The sequence below is a fragment of the Enterobacter sp. Li2LvB3 genome (assembly GCF_056156645.1).
This window is the reverse complement of the sequence record NZ_JBSICG010000007.1, coordinates 76441-96613: the sequence shown is the minus strand read 5'-3', so window position 1 is coordinate 96613 and position 20173 is coordinate 76441. Positions and strand designations below refer to the sequence as shown.

At 58.4% G+C, this 20173-nt stretch carries 11 protein-coding genes and 1 pseudogene; 5 read left to right on the top strand and 7 right to left on the bottom strand.

The features are described from left to right. Positions 1-444 precede the first annotated feature (444 nt). Genes ACS603_RS08005 through ACS603_RS07990 form a run of 4 tightly spaced genes read left to right on the top strand, consistent with a single transcriptional unit; the run spans position 445 to position 10910 of the window. A complete protein-coding gene (locus tag ACS603_RS08005; protein WP_182062162.1) occupies positions 445-2067 on the top strand; it encodes a ShlB/FhaC/HecB family hemolysin secretion/activation protein in 1623 nt (540 codons plus the stop codon). Further along, positions 2067-2615 (top strand): toxin-activating lysine-acyltransferase, encoded by a 549-nt coding sequence (locus tag ACS603_RS08000; protein ID WP_182062163.1) that lies wholly within the window; start codon positions 2067-2069, stop codon positions 2613-2615. Before ACS603_RS08005 ends, ACS603_RS08000 begins: the two co-directional genes overlap by 1 nt. Then, the gene (locus ACS603_RS07995; protein ID WP_474944070.1) at positions 2608-10539 is read left to right on the top strand and encodes a two-partner secretion domain-containing protein; all 7932 of its coding nucleotides are present in this window, start codon (positions 2608-2610) and stop codon (positions 10537-10539) included. The genes ACS603_RS08000 and ACS603_RS07995 overlap by 8 nt, the downstream gene beginning before the upstream one ends. A gap of 11 nt (positions 10540-10550) precedes the next feature. Continuing rightward, the gene (locus tag ACS603_RS07990) at positions 10551-10910 is read left to right on the top strand and encodes a hypothetical protein (protein WP_315686554.1); all 360 of its coding nucleotides are present in this window, start codon (positions 10551-10553) and stop codon (positions 10908-10910) included. A 108-nt stretch (positions 10911-11018) separates the two neighbouring features. Here the strand turns inward: ACS603_RS07990 and ACS603_RS07985 are convergent, their stop codons facing one another. Next, complete coding sequence (locus tag ACS603_RS07985) at positions 11019-11927, bottom strand: LysR substrate-binding domain-containing protein (protein ID WP_474944069.1); 909 nt, start codon at positions 11925-11927, stop codon at positions 11019-11021. A gap of 98 nt (positions 11928-12025) precedes the next feature. Between ACS603_RS07985 and ACS603_RS07980 the strand changes: the two genes are divergently transcribed. Next, positions 12026-12628, top strand: coding sequence for a short chain dehydrogenase (locus ACS603_RS07980; RefSeq protein ID WP_182062167.1), 603 nt, complete (start codon positions 12026-12028; stop codon positions 12626-12628). Here the strand turns inward: ACS603_RS07980 and ACS603_RS07975 are convergent. The 6 genes and pseudogenes from ACS603_RS07975 to fdrA form a co-directional block, all read right to left on the bottom strand. Next, positions 12625-13074, bottom strand: a pseudogene (locus ACS603_RS07975) (class I SAM-dependent methyltransferase); the annotation flags it as partial. The gene ACS603_RS07980 and the pseudogene ACS603_RS07975 sit on opposite strands and share 4 nt — an antisense overlap. A gap of 116 nt (positions 13075-13190) precedes the next feature. Further along, positions 13191-14570 carry an amidohydrolase family protein gene (locus ACS603_RS07970; protein ID WP_182062169.1) on the bottom strand — a complete coding sequence of 460 codons (1380 nt, stop codon included), beginning with the start codon at positions 14568-14570 and terminating at the stop codon, positions 13191-13193. 16 nt (positions 14571-14586) lie between these two features. Next, complete coding sequence (locus ACS603_RS07965; RefSeq protein ID WP_315686557.1) at positions 14587-15537, bottom strand: carbamate kinase family protein; 951 nt, start codon at positions 15535-15537, stop codon at positions 14587-14589. A gap of 80 nt (positions 15538-15617) precedes the next feature. Beyond that, entirely contained in the window at positions 15618-17162 is a 1545-nt protein-coding gene (locus ACS603_RS07960; protein WP_182062171.1) for a xanthine permease, read from the bottom strand. A gap of 11 nt (positions 17163-17173) precedes the next feature. Continuing rightward, positions 17174-18589: a YlbE family protein gene (locus ACS603_RS07955; protein ID WP_474944068.1), complete on the bottom strand. Its 1416-nt coding sequence runs from the start codon at positions 18587-18589 to the stop codon at positions 17174-17176. Then, positions 18589-20130: an acyl-CoA synthetase FdrA gene (gene fdrA, locus ACS603_RS07950; RefSeq protein ID WP_474944067.1), complete on the bottom strand. Its 1542-nt coding sequence runs from the start codon at positions 20128-20130 to the stop codon at positions 18589-18591. The genes ACS603_RS07955 and fdrA overlap by 1 nt, the downstream gene beginning before the upstream one ends. Between the last annotated feature and the right edge of the window lie 43 nt (positions 20131-20173).

The window sequence follows — 20173 nt, the reverse complement described above, 5'->3', positions numbered from 1 at the left end:
ATATGCAGATCGCTTTGATAACCCTTTTCAACGCTGACCGCAGGAATGTTCTGCCTGCAAGTGCGTCAACACCCGCCACGAGACAGCACAACAAACCAGAACAATGAAAATTACCCACATTAACCACCAGGCGCAACCACGCCATTCGCGCTCAGGGAATTTGGTGAATAAATAACACCACGTATCGGGCAAGGATATATTTTTTCTCACTGCGCCAAACGCAAATATATTCCTCAATTTCACCTGACCTACCAGATTTAAGGATATTCAGGCTCGGAATCTTCCGAGCTTTAGGATTAATCCCCCTTTAATTACCTCGCCATTATTTAAACAATCTTACACAAATTCACATTGCATCCATTTTCCTTACATTGCGCGGAACGTTTGATGATAGCCCGACAAAATATAGCGATAATAATATCCACAGCCACTGGCCTGACTTTAATGCTCTCTGCCCATGCTGCTGAGCCGAATAACCAGTTTATTATTCAGCAGCAACGTCAGAAAGCACTTGAGCAGCAACTGACGCCGCCCGTCCCGGATGTGCGTCTTTCGGAGCCATCATCAAGCTTTGGCAGGATTGATTTCCCCACCGAAACGCCCTGCTTCCCTATTCAGCGCGTAGAGCTGAGCGGCCAGGATGCCCTTCCCCACTGGCTGCCGTTGCAGCGCCTTGCCGATCAGGCTCAGGGCCGTTGTCTTGGCGGCAAAGGCATTAACCTGCTGATGAGTACGATGCAAAACCGCATTGTCGATCACGGCTGGATAACCACCCGCGTTCTCGCACCCTCTCAGGATTTAAAAAGCGGCACACTGAAGCTGGCGATTGTCCCGGGCTATGTTCGCCACGTGACGCTCACCAAAGAGAGCGACGATTACATCCAGCTTTACAGCGCCTTCCCTGCTCACGAGGGAAATCTGCTGGATCTGCGAGACATTGAGCAGGGGCTGGAGAATTTACAGCGCTTGCCCACCGTGGAAGCCAGCATGGAGATCCTGCCCGGTGAAAAACCCGGCGAGAGCGATGTGGTGATCACCCGTAAGCAGAGCAAGATGTGGCGTCTTGGGCTGTCGCTGGACGACGCAGGAACCGAAACCACCGGGCGCTACCAGGGCGGTGTAACCTTGTCCCTGGATAACCCCTTCTCCCTGAGCGATCTGCTGTATGTCTCCGCCAGCCACGACCTTAACGACAAAAGCGGCAAGGGCAGCAAAAACTACACCGCGCACTACTCGGTGCCGTTTGGCTACTGGATGCTGGGGGTTACCGGCAGTGACTACGACTACCACCAGACCATCGCCGGGCTGAACGGGGATTACCGCTACAGCGGCAAAAGCAAAAACCTCGACGTGCAGCTAAGCCGCGTTCTGCATCGCAGCGGCTCGCAAAAAACCACCTTCACGTACGACGTGCTGGCGCGCGAAACACGCAACTACATCGACGACACCGAAGTGGGCGTGCAGCGACGTCAAACGGCGGGCTGGCGCGTGGGGCTGGAACATCGCCACTACATCGGCCAGGCCACGCTGGACGCGGGCATCAGCTACCAGCGTGGTACGCGCTGGTTTGGCGCCCAGCCTGCCCCGGAAGAATTTACCGGCGATGCCACCGCCCTGAGCAAAATTACCCAGTTGAGCGCCCAGCTCGATCTGCCGTTTGAAATTGGCTCACAGAACTTCCGCTACAACGTGCAGTACCAGCGCCAAATCAGCAACACGCCGCTGACGCCGCAGGATCAGTTTGCCATCGGTAACCGCTGGACGGTGCGCGGCTTTGACGGGGAACGCACCCTGAATGCCAGCCACGGCTGGTACGTGCGTAACGACCTGGCCTGGAGCACACCGCTGCCAAACCAGGAGCTTTATCTCGGCGCGGATTACGGTGAAGTGGGTGGTTACAGCTCGGACTACCTGATAGGCAAACATCTGGCGGGCGGCGTGGTGGGGCTGCGCGGCAGCGCCTTCAACACCGGGTATGACCTGTTTGCCGGCACGCCGTTCTCGAAGCCGGATGGGTTCACCACCAGCAACCTTACCCTCGGTTTTAACCTCAACTGGAGCTGGTGATGCGCATCGGAAATCTGGATATCAAAGCCCCGCTGATCCTCGGCGGCGAAGAGAGCGAAGCGGAAGTGCTGGGTGCCACCGTCTGGCTGTGGATGCACTCGCCCATGCACCGGGATGCACCCCTGCACGCGTTGCCAACGCTACTGCTGCCCATTATCAAACGCCGCCAGTACGTTCTGATCAGCGAAAACGAACGCCCGGTGTTTTTCCTGAGCTGGGCCTGGCTTAACGAAGAATCTGAAGCGCGCTACCTCACCCGCCCGTCGATTGAGATGAAAGAAGAGGACTGGGACAGTGGGGACAGGATGTGGTTTTGCGACTGGATAGCCCCCTTTGGCCACACCCGCGCCATCAAAAAACTGATCTGCAACGACATCTTCCCTGACCACTGCTGGCGCGCGCTCTATCACCGTGGCGCAGAGCGCGGCAAACGTGTCGTGATGTTCCACGGCGGACACATCAGCCGTACCACCGCACGCGAATGGCAACTGAAACACCCGCTCACCGTTAATCTGCCGGAAGCGCTGAAAGGAACGAACCATGAATAAGAACCTGTACCGGATTGTCTTTAACAAAGCGCGCGGCATGTTGATGGTCGTGGCGGATATCGCCCGCTCGGGCCGCGCCGGTTCGTCCCGCTCTTCCGGCATCGGTCACACCCATAGTCGTCTTGTCGGCAAGGTGAGCGCCCTGAGCTTTAGCCTGTGGATGGCAATGGGAGCCATACACAGCGCCGACGCGGCCATTGTCGCTAACAATGGCGCACCGAAAAACCAGCAGCCGACGGTCATCAAAAGCGCCAACGGCACACCGCAAGTGAACATTCAGACGCCGTCCAAAGCCGGGGTATCACGCAACAACTACACCCAGTTCGACGTGGATAAAAACGGCGCGATACTCAATAACTCCCACAAAAATGTGCAGACCAACCTCGGCGGCATGGTGGCGGGTAACCCCTGGCTTGCCAGAGGGGAAGCCAAAGTCATTCTTAACGAAGTGAGCTCGCGCGACCCCAGTAAACTCAACGGCATGATTGAAGTGGCAGGGAAAAAAGCGCAGGTGGTGATCGCCAACCCGGCGGGCATCACCTGTAGCGGCTGCGGTTTTATTAATGCCAACCGCGCCACGCTCACCACCGGCCAGGCGCAGATGAAAGACGGCAACCTCACCGGTTTTAACGTCGAGCGCGGTGAAGTCGTGGTGGATGGTAACGGGATGGATACTTCCGGCGCAGATTACACCGATATCATCGCCCGCTCGGTGAAGGTCAACGCCGGGCTGTGGGCGAAAGATCTGAAAATCACCACCGGGCGCAACAAGGTCGATGCCGCCCATGAGAAAATCGAAAAAGGCAGCGATGATGACGCCACGCGTCCTCAGCTGGCGGTGGATGTGTCCAGTCTTGGCGGCATGTACGCCGGTAAAATTCGTATGGTCGGCACCGAGCGTGGCGTGGGCGTGCGCAATGCCGGTGCCATTGGCGCGCAGGCTGGCAGCGTAACCCTCACTGCCGATGGCCGTATCGAAAACAGCGGAACCCTTCGCGCCAGCGACAGCGCAGCCCTGCGCGCCGCTGGCGAGGTATCCAACACCGGCGTGCTGACGGCGGCAAACAACGTGCAGGTTAATGCAGCAAGCCTGACCAGTAGCAAAGAGAGCGTGCTGGCCGCCGGGGTGAACACCGACGGCAAGCTGGCGGATGCCGGTGATTTACAGCTGACGACCAGCGGGCAGCTCAGCGCCCACGGCCAGACGCTGGCCGGGGGTAACCTCAGCGCCAGCGGTCAGGGCGTGGATGTGAGCGGCAGTCAGACTCAGGGTAAACGTGTCACCCTTGACGGTGGCGCGCAGGATGTAACAACCGCCAGCGCCAACGTCCGCGCCAGCGAGCTGACGGTCCGTACCGGTAAAACGCTCAATAACACCGGCGGTACGCTGAGCGCTGAGACGGTGAACGTCAGCGCTCACGATCTGGCAAACCAGAAAGGCAAGCTGCTCCAGAGCGGCAGCGGCGCACTTGCGGTGACACTGCCGGGCAATATTGATAACCAGCAGGGGCAGATTGGCGCGGCGAATGGCGTGCAGCTTCGCGCGGATGCGCTGAACAACACCGAAGGCCAAATCGTTGCCGTGGCGGGGAAAACCGGGCTTGATACCGGCAGCCTGAATAACGAGCAAGGGCTGATTTCCGCAGCCGCAGGCGACGGCGAAATTCGCAGCCAGCAAAGCGTAAACAACACCAAAGGGCGTATCGAAGCGGCAAAAACCCAGCACATCACTGCGGGTGACGTGAACAACCAGCAAGGGGTGATTGTCGCCAGTGGCACTACCCTCACGCTGGGCAGCGGCACGCTTGATAACCGCTCCGGCTCCCTGCTTTCTCAGGGCGCACTCAATGTTGACAGCGGCGCTATCAATAACCAGGATGGCTTCCTTGCCAGCGACGGTAATTTTGCGCTTAACAGCGGAGATGTGGATAACACCCGCGGCCAGATTGGCGCGAACCAGAGCCTGAACGCCACCTTTGCCGCGCTGCACAATACCGGCGGTGCCGTGAAATCGGTCGGCGCGATGACGCTTGCAGGCGGTGAGCTTGATAACACCAGCGGCACCACCTTCTCCGGTGCCAGCCTCGCGTTCACAGGCGATACGCTGAATAACACCAGTGGGCAACTGGCGGCAGCCGATGGTCTGTCGCTCAACGCGGCGAGCCAGCTGCTTAACACTTCGGGCGTGCTTCAGGGCAATGGCATTAACCTGACCACTGGCGCGCTCGATAACAGCGCAGGCACGCTCAACAGCCTGGATGCACTGAACCTCTCGGCAGGCGGCCTGAACAACCAGGCAGGTACACTTGCCGCCACGGGTGCAGCCGATATCGCGGCAAACAACGTAGATAACCGCAGCGGCGGGCGCATTATTGGCAAGTCGGATGCCGCACTGCACACCGACAGCCTGCAAAATGGCGGCGGGCAGATCCAGACCGTTGGCGACCTGTTGCTCGACAGCGCCAGAGGCCTGGTCGATAACGCGTCCGGGCTTATCCGCAGTGGTAAACAGCTGACGGTCACGGCGCTTAACGTCGTCAATCAGAACACCCAGGGCGAAAATCAGGGGCTGGAGGGGCAAAATGTTGCCCTCAATTCAGAGACGCTCGACAACCAGAGCGGCAGCATTCTGGCGAACAACGCGCTGGCGATCCGCAACAACGGCGTGCTGAACAACACCGCCGGTGTCCTCTCTTCAGCGGGCACGCTTGATACCCGCGGTAGCGGGCTGAACCTCATCAACGGCGGCGGTACGCTAAAAGCCGGTGAAAACCTCAACGTACAGGCTGATAGCCTCGATGGCAGCGGCCAGCTGTTATCGCTCGGGAATATGACCCTGAGCAGCGCAAACGGCGTCGCCCTCAGCGGCAGCACCCTTGCCAACGGCAATCTCACCTTCACCACGCCTGGGGATATCACCAACAGCGGTAAGCTGATGGCAGGCAGCGCGCTGAACGTGCAAAGCGCCAGTCTCACCAACGTTGCCAGCGGTGAAATTAATGCCGGAAGCACCACCCTGAATGCCTCCGGCGCGGTGCTGAACTATGGCCTGATCGACGGTATTGCCACGCGTATCAACGCCGACACGCTGACCAACATTGGCACCGGGCGTCTTTATGGCGATACGGTAGGCGTCAACGCCATCACCTTCAACAACCTGGCAGAAAACGGCACGGCGGCCACGCTTGCCGGGCGCGAGCGTGTGGATCTGGGCGTGCAGACCCTGAACAACAGCGGCCACGGGCTGATTTACAGTGCCGGGTCAATGCACATTGGCGGCGCGCTGGATGAGAACGGTACGCCTGTTGGCCAGACTCAGGCCATCAACAACCACAGCTCAACCATTGAATCAGCGGGGGATATGGCCATCGCCGCCTCGCAGATCAATAACATCAACGATAACTTCTCAACTGAAGTGGCGCTGGTTTCACAAGAACAGCTGACCGAATACCAGCACACCGGCTCCACCAGCCGCTGGAAAGCGGGCGATGAAGGCGTCTGGGTTGACGGTAACTCTTCCGATGGCCTGCGTAATCTCAACACCCCGGAAAAGAGTGGCCACGGTAACGACAACTTCAACCAGTACGACTACACCCGTACCGTTGAAGAGACACGCATCAAAGAGAGCGACCCGGCGAAGATCCTCGCGGGCGGCAATATGACCCTGACGGGCGACCGCCTGTTTAACGACAAAAGTCAGGTTGTCGCAGGCGGTACACTGCTGATTGACCAGTTGGGCAGCGTGCAAAACGACGATGTAACCGGCGAGCGCTATACCACCGATAACGGCACCGTGACCCACTACTACCGTATTCGCCACAAGGGCGATGACGAACAGGGGCGCAGCAGCACCGTGTACACCCCGCCAACGGCAATTCAGAGCATTTCCCTGAAACCGGGCCAGCTTGTGAGCAACGGCAGCGTAGAGGGCAGCAATCTCAGCATTACCCCGCTGGTGTTGCAGGGAACCAATGTGGCGATTGGTCAGGCGGCAGGCGTCAACGCCACGCCTGAGCAGACCGTCTCGCCGGGCGAACCGGTCACGCCGCCTGCCGGACAGCAGTTTGAGGTGACGCCAGCCGACGGTGCAATCCGCATTATCGGCCCGAACACCACCCTGCCGGACAACAGCCTGTTCAGGGTCAACCCGAACGCCGACGTGCCGTATCTGGTGGAAACCGATCCGCGCTTTACCAACGAGCGGCAGTGGCTTGGCAGTGACTACATGCAAAATGCCTTCACCGACGATGGCGATAACACTCTGAAGCGCCTGGGTGATGGTTATTACGAGCAGCGTCTGGTGCGCGAACAGGTGGTTGGCATTACCGGGCAGCGTTATCTGGATGGCTTCACCAATGACGAAGATCAGTTCAAATCGCTGATGGACAAAGGTATCACCTTCGGCAAGCAGTATTCCCTGAAGCTGGGTGTGGCGCTCACACCAGAGCAAATGGCGTTGCTGACCGGCGATATCGTCTGGCTGGTCAATACCCGGGTCAAAATGCCGGACGGCTCAATGCAGACCGTGCTGGTGCCACAGGTTTACGCCAAAGTGAAACAGGGTGATATCGACGGCTCCGGGGCGCTGATTGCCGGGAATAACGTGTCGATGAAGCTCAACGGCGATCTGTTTAACAGCGGAACCATTGCCGGGCGTAAGGTGCTGCAACTGGATGCGGACAACATCACCAACCAGTCCGGCACGCTTCAGGCCACAGACGTGAACCTCAACGCACGTACCGATATCAACAACATCGGCGCGGCGATTGTCGGCGACAACAGCGTGCTGGCTAACGCCGGGCGCGATATTAACGTCACGACCACCACTACCAGCGGGCAGAGCGTTAACGGCGAAAACAGCTTTACCCGTACCACCATCGACAGCGTTTCCGGCATTTACGTGCAGGGCGACGACGGCAAGCTGGCGCTGCAATCCGGGCGCGACATTACGCTCACCGGGGCGCAGGTGATCGCCAGCGGTGAAAACGGCAAAGCACAGCTGGTGGCCGGGCGCGACCTGAACCTGAACACCGTCACTACCGCCAGCAGCGACAATCTGGTCTGGGATGCGGATAACACCCTCAAACAGAGCAGCACAGACCACAACGCCAGCACCGTACAGGGCGTGGGCGGCGTCGCACTGGCGGCCAATAACGACATCAACGTGCGCGGGGCGCAAATTACCTCTGACGGTGCGCTGACCGCTGCCGCGAAACATGACGTGAATATCGAAGGCGTGCTCAACGACAGCCAGCTTGATGAGAAACATAAAGTGGTGGGCGGCAACGGCTTCTTATCCAAAACCACCACCAAAACCCGCGACACGGTAGACCGACAAACCGTTCAGGGCAGCGAACTGAGCGCAGACTCGGTGAACATCGCTGCCGGAAACGATCTCAGCGTGGCGGGCAGCAGCGTGGTTGGCTCGGGCGATGTGGCGCTGCGGGCAGGCAACGATTTAACCCTTACCAGCATGGGCGGGCGCAATAACGAAACCCATCTGAAAGAGGAGAAAAAATCCGGCCTGATGGCCTCCGGCGGCATTGGCTTTACCGTGGGCTCGCGCAAAGAAACCACCGACCAGGCAAGTCAGGCGCTGGCGGGACAAGGTTCGACGATCGGCAGTCTGAATGGCGATACCGTCCTGCTGGCGGGTAACAACTACCGCCAGACCGGCAGCACGGTTGCCTCACCAAACGGCAACGTGGCGATCCAGGGTAAAAACGTCACCATCGAGGCGGCGCAAAACACCTATGCCTCACAGTACAAACGCACCGTTGAACAGAAAGGCTTTACCCTCGCGGTGAACGTCCCCGTGGTGCAGGCGCTCCAGAGCGTGATTGCGTCGACCGAGAAGGTCGGGCAAAGCAAAGACGATCGCATTAACATGATGGCCGCCGCAAACGCCGCGTGGGATAGCGCGCGGGCGGCTAACACCATGATGAATGCCGCTCAGGGCGTGATGGCGAACGGTGCACAGGCGGCTGCGCAGAACGTCAGCGTCTCGCTGACCTACGGCGAGAGCAAGCAGACCCACACCCAGACCAACGACAGCACCACGGCGCTGGCCAGTAAAGTGAATGCCGGGAAGCAGGCCGTGGTGGTCGCCACCGGCGGCGGTGAGCAGTCTGACATCAATATCATCGGCTCGGACGTGAGCGGCAAACAGGGCACCACGCTGTTTGCTGATAACGACATCAATATTCTGGCGGCGCAGCAGGAGAGCCACGACCGCAGCACCGACAACTCCAGCGGCTGGAACGCCGGGATAGCGGTGAGCTACGGCCAGGGCGGCGCATCCTTTGGCGTAACCGCAGGCGCCAACAAAGGCACAGGTTACGGCAACGGGGATGAAGTCTCCTGGCGCAACAGCCACGTGGGTGATATGGACGGGCAAACCCACATCATCAGCGGCGGCGACACCACCCTGCGCGGCGGGCAGTTGCTGGGCAAAGGCGTGGATATTACCGCCGATAACCTGTACATCGAAAGCCTTCAGGACACCATGACCTACAAAGGCGAGCAGAAAAGCATGGGCGGCCAGGTCACCGTGGGCTACGGCTTTGCGGCATCGGGCAACTACGGCCAGTCGAAAGTGGATGCGAACTACGCCTCGGTGCAGGAGCAGTCCGGCGTCTTCGCGGGTAACGATGGCTATAACATCAACGTGAAAGGCACTACCGACCTGACAGGCGGGCTGATTACCTCCAGTGAAAGCGCCGAGCTTGCCGGGAAAAACCAGTTCAGCACCGGCACGCTGAGCTGGCGCGACGTTCACAATACCTCGGAATTCGAAGGCAACGGCTTTGGTATTGGTGCCTCGGTCAGCAACAACCCTGACACCGGAAAAGATAAAAACGTCACCTTCGGTATCGGTCACGACAGCGGGAACGACAGCGGCACTACCCGCAGCGGGATTAACACCGGTAATATCACCATCACCAACCCGGACGCGCAGCAGCAGGCTGTCGATGGTGTGAAAACGGATATCACCACCGAAACCGCCGCGGCGAACTCAGGGGCGATTAAGAACAACTTCGACAGAGACGAGGTGTTTAAAGAGCTGAACCTGCAAGTCAGCGTGACGCGTGATTTCAAAGAGAATGCGAATCGCCAGATTGGCGAATATCTCGATGACAAGCAGGCCGCTGCGCGTAAAGATCTTCAGGACGCCATCAAAACCGGCGATAAAGCGAAGCAAGACGCGGCGATAGAGGATATCTACAAGCTGCAATATCAGCGCCGCTTCCTGCAAACGCTGGTCGGCGTGGTGGCCGGATCGCCGGATGCCGCGATTACTCAAGGCACCCTGTCGCTGGCGGCGACCAAAATGCGTGAAGAGACGCTGAAAAACTCCCTGCTCTTCCCGGGGGTTGTCGACAAAGACGGCAATGAAATCAGCAACGTTTCCGGGCCAAGCGACGGGCTTTACGACGGCGTTAAGCTCGGTGGCGTCCGCGTTGGCCTCGACTTCATCTGCGGCGATAACAACGTCCGCTGCGTAAATGATGAGAATAACAATCACGCCCTTATTCTCGACGACAAAGGCAGGGTTCAGTACAAAGGGGATGAACGTCATAAGACATTCGGCGCCCTGCTGGAAGACCGGACGTTATCTGGCGGGCTGTACGGCCCGACCGGCGGGTTCCAGGGCGGCGTGGGGATGATGAACTCGTGGACCTATTCGCCTGGCTCCTTCCTCGACGATCTGGTGGAAAGCTACGCCGGTACCCATGATTTGGTGGGCGGTCAGCTGCCCGGTTTTTATGATGGTGAAGGGAATACCGCCCGAGGTCGCGGCCCACTGGCTAACGTGGCGGCCAATACCTGGACCGTCGCAGCTATTCCGATTGCCACACCGTTTGCCATGAGCGAGCTGGTGTCGCCAGAGCTGCTGCAATTTATCTTCTCAACCTCTCAGTGAGTGAGCGAACCATGAAAAAAAGTCTGCTTGTTCTTTTGCCCTTCCTGCTCACCGGCTGCGTGGTGGGCAATATGGACTCAACCGATTACCAGTATGTGAAATACGCCCAGACCTTCCAGAAGCTGGATAAAACCGGGCGTACCGACACCGCTCAGCGCAAAGAAGACCTCTATAACTGCGGCGTAGAGAGAACGGCCAATCTGGACGACGGCAGCTATAACGGCGGCAGCGCCCGTCAGGGCCAAACGCTTCAGGAAGTGGTTGCCAGAGAAGAGAAAATCTCAAGCTGCATGAAAGCGAAAGGCTATACGGTCTACGGCTACGATGAGTGCGGGCCGCTTAAAGCCCCGACCGGGCTGTGCCCGAATTAACATGACCGATTCACCTGACATGGAGTATCCATATGAGCGGCGATCGGGATGAGCATTATTATGTGGATTAACGGCTTTAACGTGGCCGTGGGTTATCGTTTCTGACAGTTATGTAGACCCAGTAAGCGCAGCATCAACAGGCAATGCCTGCATAATATGCGCAATAAACTGCGTAAGCTTTGGCAGCGGGCGTAAATCCTGCCGCCAAAGCAGATGTACCGGCCTCGGCTCCGGGGTGTAATCCTCAAGCACCCGCACCAGCCTGCCGCTCGCCAGCTCTTCCGCCACCAGCACTTCCGGTTGCAGCAGTAACCCCGCCCCCGCTCTTGCCGCCATGCGCAGTCCGTAGCCGTCGTTACATCTTAAGATAGCATCGCGCTTCCAGCGCACTTCCCCTTCCACGCCCGGCAGCCGCCACTCGTTGCGTGCGGTCCAGACCGTGTGCGACAGACACAGATGATCTACCAGGTCGGCGGGCGTTTGCGGTGTGCCGTGACGGGCCAGATACTCCGGCGCGGCGCAAATCACCATCCGGTACGGGCAGAGATATTTCGCCACCAGATCGTCGTGATGGATGTCGCCAATACGAATGGCCAGATCAACGCCTTCATCCACCAGATCCACCATCCGGTTAGTCAGATCCAGCTCGACCCGCACTTCCGGGTAGCGCTGTAAAAACGTGGCGGTGAGCTGGGCAATCACGCAGCCACCGAACGACGTGGGCGCGGATACCCGCAAGGTTCCGGCAGGCGTCGCGCGCAGCCGTTCAACGGCGCGTTCAGCCACCGACACCTGCTCCAGCACCCGCCTGGCTTCGTCGAAATAGACTCGTCCGGCGTCAGTCAGGCTCTGGCGGCGCGTGTTTCGCTCCAGCAGGCGAGTACCCAGCTGAGACTCCAGCAACGCAATGTACTTCCCGACCATCACCGCCGACATCTCAAGCCGCGATGCGGCAAGGGTGAAACTGCCGCTCTCTACCACGGCGATAAACGTCTCCATGCCGCGAAGCTTATCCATATTGCAAACCTCTGGTTAGTAATCATCTAACTTTATCCCAGTTTATCTGACTTTTTATTTATTAAAGAATGAGGGCTCACAACATAAAGGAGTCTGCTATGAAAATCGTCATTATTGGTGCCAGCGGTACGGTTGGCCGTGCAGTAACGGAAGAGTTAAGTCGTCGCCATGAGGTTATCCGCGTGGGGCGTACGCAGGGTGATTATCAGGTGGATATCACCTCACAGGAGAGCGTGCAGGCGCTGTTTGAAAAAATCGGCCCGGTGGATGCCATTGTCTCGGCCAGCGGCGGCCTGTTCTTTGGCCCGCTCGCCACGATGAAAGACAGCGATTTCAACCAGGGCTTGCAGGACAAGCTTCTGGGGCAGGTGCGCCTGGCGCTGACCGGCCAGCACTACCTGAACGAGGGCGGCTCGATCACCCTGATTAGCGGCATTGTGGCGCACGAACCGATTGCTCAGGGGGTAAATGCCACCACGGTGAATGCTGCGCTGGAAGGGTTTGTCCGCGCGGCGGCCTGTGAACTGCCGCGCGGTATTCGTATCAACCTGATTAGCCCGACGGTGCTTACCGAATCCGCCGAAGCGTACGATGGTTTCTTCCCCGGCTTTGAAAGTGTGCCAGCGGCGACCGTGGCCCAGGCCTATCGCCGCAGTGTGGAAGGCGTGCAGAGTGGGCGGGTGTATAAGGTGGGTTATTAAGCCTTACGGGCTGAAATCAACACCAGCATCGGGCGTTCAGCCTCTTCGGCCAGCGCAGGCCAGGCATCAATCTGTGCCTGTGTTGGCTCCCATTCATTGACTTCGTTTATCGTTAAACCCGCCCTGATAAGCTGCCGAGCGGGCGGTGGTATTTAATCACCCCTTCTGCCAGCCAGTTGCTTACGCGCTGCCCCTCTTCCTGATAGTGATTCACGCCCCAGAAACGCTGGCCGTTGTCGTCGGTCAGCCAGCCCTGGCAGGTAGTGTAGCGCCAGCGAGCTGTAAACCAGGTCGAGGCTATTCTCCTGGAGCGCCAGAGACTCCAGATCGCTGCGTTGATAGTGGATCCGGGTATCATTTGTGAGCTCTGTCGCGCGAACGAGCATCTTTTCGGAGATATCAACCCCGGTGACCTCAGAAGCGCCCATCTCGCGCGCCACGCGGCACATCCCTCTTTAAGAATGTGCATAGCAGTATACTGCATTGTCGGGTGGCGGCTTCGCCTTACCCGACCTATAAAATCTCCGAACCGTAGGCCGGGTAAGCGCCACCCGGCACCACATTAGCCCACTGATCCCCAGACCAGATTACCGTTATGGAACGTTGCGGTACGCGGAGAAATGCGCGCTACGGCTTCGGCGGAACAGGAGGCATCCACCAGCACAAAACTGGCATCGTCCTGCGCTTTTGGCCACACGCGCTCGCCTTTGTCGTTGAGCGGCAGCACGTCACCTGTGGCGATACCCAGTGCGCGGGAAAGGGTTTGCTCGTTCGGGCGAATATACAGCTGGGCATAAAGGTTAGCTTTTTCCAGCATATCGCCCAGGCCGTACGGCGACCAGTGGTCGATCACGCTGTCGGTGCCCGTCATCACAAACACGCCCTTATCACGCAGCTGCTTCAGCGGCATGTGCAGGGTGCCAATCGGCACGGTAGAGGCAATGGTCACCTGCTGCGCCGCCATGCGGGTGGCAATCTCATCCACCTGCTGCTCGTTGAGCGTGGCCAGCGCGAAGGCGTGGCTGATGGTCAGCTTGCCCTTCAGCTCAGGCGTTTTCTCCACGGTTTCGACCATGTAATTCACCGCCGCCACGCCCGCCGGGCTGGTTTCGTGCAGGTGAATATCCACCCCTTTGTTGTAGTCCAGTGCAATCTGGAACATGGTGTCGAGGGATTTTTCCATCGCCCCATCCACATTGGTAGGATCAAGCCCGCCGACGTAGTGCGCCCCGGCTTGCATCGCTTCGCGCATCAGCTTTTCGGAATGGGATAACAGCAAACCATGCTGCGGGAAGGCGACAATTTCGCAGTCGAAACCGGGCTTGCGCCGGGATAATACGGCTTGCAGGTTTTCCAGATTTTTCAGGCCGGACACCGGCTCAATATTGCAGTGGCTGCGGGCAATGGTGGAGCCTTTCGACTGGATCAGGTCGATCAGTTTTTCCGCTCGCTCCTGGGTATAGGGTTGCAGCTCCGGCAACAGCTTCTGCTCCAGGCGGATCATGTCCTGGATGGTTGTCCCGGCCGGGCGATTCAGCGAACGCCACGGACCGCCGTAAAAGGTTTTATCCAGATGGATGTGCATGTCCCGCATCGCCGGAAGCATCAGCTTGCTGCCCGCATCGTAGTGCGGCAGCGTGGCATCGGCGTGGCTTTTGTTATCCCGCAGGGCGACTATCTTCCCGTCTTTGATTTCCAGCGTTTTCAGCTCGGTGCGGGTGCTGGTCGCGACGCTGCCGTCGAAATTGAACCCGGCTTCCAGCAGGACGTTATCCAGATAGTAATGTTTTGCGGTGATGCTCATGGGTTTGCCTGTCTCACAGATTTGCTTCGCGGGATCCGCAGCATACGCGACAGAGCCGGTAGCACCAAACAGCGCGCAGGCAGTGACCATTTTGCCGCTCTGGCTGATAAATTCACGGCGGCTTTTATTCTCACTCATCTTTTCTTCCTTTTGCTTATGCATTCACAATGTGGGTGCCGGTTTCACCGCGCAACGCCGCTGGCAGGCAGTCCGGCGAGGTGATCACCACCCGCTTGCCGCCGTGGTGCAGGAATTCCAGTGAGGCGACGATTTTTGGCAGCATGCTGCCCGCCGGGAAGTGCCCCTCCTGCATAAAGCGTGTCATCTGCGCCACGTTCACCGTATCCAGCGCCTGCTGAGTCGGCTTACCGAAGTTCACGCACACTTTTTCCACCCCAGTGGTGATAACCAGCACATCCGCGCCGATCTCGCGCGCCAGCAGCGCGGTGGAGAGATCTTTATCGATCACCGCATCCACGCTCTGGTAATCCCCCTGCTCAGTACGGACAACCGGAATACCGCCACCACCGGCGCCGATCACCACAAATCCCTTTTGCGTCAGCGTTTTGATGGCATCGGCTTCAACAATACTTAATGGCTGCGGTGAGGCCACTACGCGACGATAGCCCCGGCCAGAGTCCTCCACAAAATGCCAGTCCGGGTGCGCAAGCTGTAACGCATCGCGTTGTGCTTCGCTGAAGAACGCACCGATTGGCTTTGTAGGATGGGTAAAGCCTGCATCGTTTTTATCCACCTCCACCTGCGTCACCACGGTCACCGCCTTTTTCTCGCCGCGTGCGGCAAGGCGGTTGTTTAACGCCTGCTGGATCAGGTAGCCGATCCCGCCCTGGGTATCCGCCACGCAATTCGCCAGCGGGGTCAGCGGTAACCCTTCGCGCTCGTGGGCGATTTCCGCCCGGCGCAGATCCAGCCCCACCTGCGGGCCATTACCGTGGGTGAGCACAATGTCATAATCGGATGCCAGCATCTCCAGCACCGACTCCGCAACGGCTTTAACCGCCTGCGCCTGATGTTCAATCGACTGGCTGGCGTTATCTTTGATAATGCTGTTGCCGCCAATGGCAACGACCATGAGCTCTTTCATTTTTGTTCCTTTGAGAAGGTGCGATCTGGTGCCCTCACCCCGGCCCTCTCCCACAGGGAGAGGGGGAAGGTACGGCATTATCAGGATTCAGAAACCGGTGCCGCAGCGCTCGCCACTTCACGGCTATCAAGCACATGCTTCACCACAAACATGCCACCCATCATCAGATACGCAGTGACGAACATCAGCGAACTGCCTTCGGCAAAGCCGACCACCGGCGCGTGGATCACACCAAACAGTGCCAGCAACGCCCCGACAGCGGCAGCAATTGCACCACGCAGCGGTTTATTGATGATGGAGAAGATGGCGATACAGCCCCACAACATACTGGCGAGCGGAGCGCCATTGCCCAGATGCATCAGCCCTTCGTAGTAGATGCCCTTGCTGTGCAGCACATCGGTACCGATTTTCGCCGCATTAGTACCCGCAGCCCCCATCACGCTGTTCATCATGGTCAGCGCCCAGTTGGCGATCCACGGGAACAGGCAGATGAAGATAACGGGCACCTCCACTTTGGGCGTTTCCCTCACCACCTGGTTGGCAGTCACCACGCCGATAAACACCAGAATCGGCACGATGGCAGTCATCGGAATGATGGCGAGCATAAACGCCCCCAGCCCGAACAGCGGTACGATGAACATGGTCACACCGGACGCCAGCGTGTAGCCGATGCTTGCCCCCATGGCTTTCCAGCCCGCATGGCCCACGTAGACCGTCACCGGGAATGGGTTGCCCATCAGGCAGCCCAGCATCGACGCCAGACCGTTCGCCAGCATCACCTTACGGGTCGGGTATTCATCCCCCGCCGCGTGGGCGCTTTCGATGTTCTCAAGGTCAAAGATGTAGTTCGCCAGCCCAAGAGGAACCGCTGATGCCAGGTACGGCAGCGCGTGCGGCAGCCCTTGCAGGAAGCCTTCCACATGCACTTGTGGCGGGTTAAAGCCAAACGACGACATAGATGCTTTAATCGCCTCCGGGCTTTGCAGGCCGGAGATCCACGCCAGAGCCGTACCGGCAATCAACAGCAGCAGGCCGGTCGGGATTTTGGCGAAGATCGGCTTTTTGCCAAACCAGTTAATGAAGATCAGCAGCAGCACGATGAACGATACGGTCGGCGCTTCGAAGGCCTGAAGCATCGGGTTCATCGCCAGCAGCAGCAGACCCAGCCCGGACAGGCACGACAGCAGCACGGTGCGCGGGATCATCTTGCGGATGGTTTCCCCTAAAAACGAACCGCCCGCCAGGATCATCGCTTCCACGAAGCACCACACCAGACCAATCTGGATGGCAAAATCCGCATCGCCGGTTTGCTGGTAGACCGGCATCAGCACCAGGAAGGTCACGGTAAAAATAGAAGGTGCACTCGGGCCGGACGGCAGCGCGGTAACGTCGTTACGCCCGGTCTGGCGCGCCATTTGCAGGCCAAACCACGCATAGCAAATGCTCGCGACCAGTACCGCCAGCCCGAAGGCTGGCGCGATGCGTCCATAAACAATCTCTTTCGGGATGCCAACGACAAAAATGAGCAACCCCATCATGGTCAACAAATTGGTCAGGTTGTTAGTCATCAGCCCGAAATATGCCGCCCAGTCACCTCTTTTCCACTCCAGTTTCATGTTTTTCATGGATGCATGCCTTATAAAAAGTAGCGATCGCGGAAGGTCAACAGCGCCTTTTCAAAACAGCTAAATGGCGGGTGAACGATACCCGCCCCAATCATGCCGATGCCCGCATCTTTGTGGGCGATGGCGGTATTGATCACCGGCAAAATGCCGCTGCCCGCGACTTTGGTGATGTCGATGGCGGTCGGGATGCCCATAAACGAGAGCAGCGGAATGGTGACGTTCGGGTTTTCGCCGAGCGTGATTTCACGCATCTGGCGGGAGAAATCGATGGCTTCATCCACTGTGCCGCCCACCAGCGCCACAATCGCCGGGGCCGTTGCCATCGCAAAACCGCCGATACCGTAGGTTTCAGTGATGGCGCTGTCGCCGATATCCAGACCGGAGTCTTCCGGTTTATAGCCCGCAAACATTGGGCCAATTACCTGCTGCGACGGGCCGGTGAACCACTGCCCCGGCAGGCCGGAAATGCGCAGGCCGAACTCATAACCGTTACGCGCCATGGTGGTCACCACGGTGCTGTACTCAATGCCGTAGGCGGCATCCAGCGCGGCTTTACACATCGCCATCCACGTTGGGCCAGAGAAGTAGTCACTGCTGGCGACAAACTCGAACACTTCGCGCTGTTGTTCCACCGGATAACCCGCCTGAATAAGGCCCGGCGTCAGCGCCTGGATAAGCAACGTGGTGCCCGCGTTGTTACGGTTGTGGCACTCATCGCCCATGTGCAGGGCCTGCGCCAGCATTAAGCGCAGGTCAATTTCGCCGATGATTTTCATGGCATCGCGCAGCATCGGGCCCAGCACGTCACGCATCCAGTTCAGGCGGTCAATCACGCTCTGGTCATTGGCACCCATACGCAGAATTTTCGCCATCTGCTCGCTTAAGTTGGTGAACGCGCGGTTGCCGTAGGTTTTGTTTTCGACGATGTGCATGAACATCGAGGCAGATGTGACACCCGCCATGGAGCCAACGCAGTCATGTTCGTGGCACGGCGAGAAGGTGATATCGCCGGATGCCGCCAGCCTGGCCGCGTCTTCCAGGTTTTTCGCCAGCCCTTCAAACACCAGCGCGCCGGTAACCGCCCCTTTCATCGCCCCACACATGTTCTCCCACGCCACCGGCGGGCCTGCGTGCAGGATGGTGGTGCGGGTCATGCCCGGCACCACGTTAATCGCCTGGTCGTAGCCCACCAGCACTGGATGTGACTGAATAATGCGCTCAAGGGCTATTTTGTTGGCGGCGGCAATTTTGTCGGCCAGCGGTTTGCCCGCCAGCTGATCAAGCGCTTCCACCACCTGCATATTGCCCTGCCCTGGCGGTGTCCAGTCCAGCTGAGTCACGGGAATATGCTGCTTTTTGAGGTCGTCACTGAACATCGCAATGCCGACGTTAATTACGTTCAGCGGCTGATTAAATAAAGTCGTCATTATGCTTTCTCCCCTTTGCAGACAAATTCACGTGCCAGTAATCCGGTATTGGTGCTGCTGCTGGCCCAGATAACGCCGGCATCGGTCAGAAGCTGGCACTGCTGAGCCAGTGACGGTGCATCCTGGTCAGTACCCAGCACGTAGCCGAGGAGCTCCAGCGGACGGTTGTCGGCCTTCGCAATCGCCTGTGCCTCTTTAATGGCGTCGATCATCACTCCTACCGGATCTTCGTGCGAGCCAAATCCCAGCACAAAGTCCATCACGATCACTCCCACTTCCGGGTCGCGCGCTTCCTGCAACAGGCGGCTGATCCGGTTGGTCGGGTCGATCATCGGGTGCGGTTTGCCGTTGGTGAAATCGTCATCGCCAAAGTCGAGGAAGGTATGGGCTTTACTGACGTTAATGTCGCTGAGACGTTTCGCTGGATCGGGCTGAATGTTGCTGTAGACGTCGTCGAATTTATCGAGCGCGGCGAACATCGCTTCATCGCACAGCGTGCCGCCACAGAACAGACCGCGAATGTATTTTTGCTGTGGGGTCAGACGGGCGCGCACCTCTTCGATCAGCGGCCAGTTGAGCGGGTGCAGATCAAGAGACTCTTTTTTGATGCCGGTCAGCAGCACCGCTTTCAGCGCAGCTTCCTTGGTGCCACGGGCAAACTGCAATCCGTCTTCATCAGCAGGCGGCGCGTTGCGACCGAGGAAGCACGCGATCACAGGTTTACGGCAGGCGCGCGCACGGGCCAGCACTTTTTCAGCCACCGCAGGCGCAGGCGGCTTGGAAATCAGCGCAATCACCTGCGTGGCGTCGTCGGCTTCCAGCATGTCGATGGCATCGAGCATCATCAGCCCGCCGATTTTTTCACTCAGATCGCGGCCACCGGTCCCAATCAGCTGCGACACACCGCCGCCAAACTCATGAATGCGCACGCTCAGCTCCTGGCTGCCGGTGCCGGACGCCCCGACGATACCAATCGGCCCACGGCGTACCGCGTTGCCAAAGCACAGCGCCGCGCCGTTAATAATGGCGGTGCCGCAATCTGGCCCCATCATTAACAGCCCTTTCTGGTGAGCCAGCTGCTTCAGTGCCAGCTCGTCGTCGAGGCTCACGTTGTCGGAGAAAAGCATTACGTTGAGGTCGTTCTCCAGCGCCTGACGCGCTTCGCGGGCGGCAAAGGTGCCGTTCACCGAGATCACCGCAAGATTTGCATCGGGACGATGGGTTTTGGCGCTGGCCATGGTGGCGTAGCGTGCTTCATGGCTTCCGCCGCTCTCTTTGCGGGTGAACAGCGCTTCAATGGCCGCCAGCGTTTCGTCATTCGCCGTATCGCCTTTAATGACAATCATCAGGTCGCCGTTTTTAGCGTCGGCTAATTCTGGCGTTAACAGCCCAAGGTTTTTCAATACGCCTTTATTCATTTCCGTTGCCATAGCCACAAATGCCTGCTCAACGCCCGGCAATTTATTGGCTTTGGTGGAAACCGACATTAATGAGACGGAATCAAAATAGGTGTTCTTTTTTATCACGATTTTCGTTGGCATTATTTTCACCTGTTTGAGGATAAAAGGGGGCCGCCATCGTGCA